The 1,427-nt window shown below is 67.4% G+C and carries 3 protein-coding genes; all 3 read left to right on the forward strand.

What is annotated here, in order from left to right; genetic code table 11:
• On the forward strand, positions 1–432 hold a 432-nt coding region (locus tag G3I65_RS41210), incomplete at its 5' end, for a bifunctional 2-polyprenyl-6-hydroxyphenol methylase/3-demethylubiquinol 3-O-methyltransferase UbiG (protein ID WP_160700889.1).
• Entirely contained in the window at positions 432–869 is a 438-nt protein-coding gene (locus G3I65_RS41215; protein ID WP_160700890.1) for a DinB family protein, read from the forward strand. The genes G3I65_RS41210 and G3I65_RS41215, both read left to right, overlap by 1 nt.
• 169 nt (positions 870–1,038) lie before the next feature.
• Complete coding sequence (locus tag G3I65_RS41220) at positions 1,039–1,278, forward strand: hypothetical protein (protein WP_160695194.1); 240 nt, start codon at positions 1,039–1,041, stop codon at positions 1,276–1,278.
• Positions 1,279–1,427: the final 149 nt, after the last annotated feature.

The following is a 1,427-nucleotide window of genomic DNA, read 5'->3' on the forward strand; positions in this document are numbered from 1 at the left end:
GGCTGGCGGGTCACCGCCGTCGACATCTCGGCCAACGCCGTGACGCGCCTGGCCGAAAACGCGCGCGGATTGCCGGTGACCGCGGTTCGCGCCGACCTGGCCACGGAGTTCCCCGCGGGGGAGTTCGACCTGGTGTCCGCGCAGTACTTCCACACGCCGTTCGAGCTGCCGCGGGCGCGGGTCCTGCGCACCGCGGCGCACGCGCTGCGCCCCGGCGGGCGGCTGGTCGTCGTCGACCACGGTTCGGTCGCGCCCTGGTCATGGAACCGAGACGGCGATTTCCCTGCGCCCGAAGAGGTTTTCGCCGAACTGGAGCTGGCCGACGGATGGCAGGCCGAGCGCGCGGACGCGCCCCGGCGGGAGGCGACCGGGCCGGGCGGGCAGACCGCGACCGTGACCGACCACGTGCTGGTCGTCCGGCGGGCCGCCTGATGGCGCGCCGGGACGCCGGGCCGCCGCGGACCGGGCCGGGGGAGCGGGAGGTGCTGCTGGGTTTCCTCGACTACCTGCGCGCGTCGGTGATCGCGAAGGTGGAGGGCGTGGCCGAACCCGCGGTCCGGACGCCGGGAGTGCCGTCGGGGACGAACCTGCTCGGGCTGGTCAAGCACCTGACCCACGTCGAACGCCATTGGGTGCTCGGCGAGCGGACGACGAAGTGGGCAGCGACGTTCCGGGCGAAGCCGGGCGAAAGCGTCGAGGACATCATCGGCGCCTACCGCGAGACGGCGGCCCGGGTGAACGCGCGGGTGGCCGAGGCCGACGTGGCCTCGATCAGGTGGACGCTGACGCACCTGATCGAGGAGACCGGGCGCCACGCCGGGCACCTGGACATCCTGCGCGAGCTGATCGACGGCTCGACCGGCCGTTAACCAGGCGGAGGAAGGTCATCATGGCTCAATCTCGGCGAAGGAGTTTCGGGCCATGGGCGGAAATCAATAGCGCTGATGATTCAGTAAATTGTGTCCGGCTTCTCGATCTTGCGATGATTATCTGGCGATCATGTGGCACGATGCTCCTGTGAAACCGCGCTCGTCCCGCATGCTCGCCAGCGTCGCTTTAGCTTGCTCGGGTGGGGCGCAAGTCGCTGCCGGTCTCGTTGGTGGACTTCCTTGGCAGGTCGGATTTTTGCTCGTGACGGTGTTTTGCGCGGCTATCGGCACATGGCTGACGATCGCTCAGGTGCCTCCACGGCTGATCGGGGTCTCGTCGCTTCGTCATTTAAAAAAACTCGTCGATTACTCCAAATGGGGTCAGGATTCGGTTGCAAGATTGCGCTGATTGATAACGAAGGTGGTCAAACGTCGAAGATGCCCGATCGGTTGGTCGGTCGGAGGTACCACGGGCCTGTGGCCCGGGTGTGCACTTTGAAACTGATGGCACGTGGACATCCTGCGCGAGCTGATCGACGGCTCGACCGGCCGTTAACC

This window comes from Amycolatopsis sp. SID8362 (assembly GCF_010550475.1).
In the GTDB taxonomy this organism is placed as follows: Bacteria; Actinomycetota; Actinomycetes; order Mycobacteriales; family Pseudonocardiaceae; genus Amycolatopsis; species Amycolatopsis eburnea.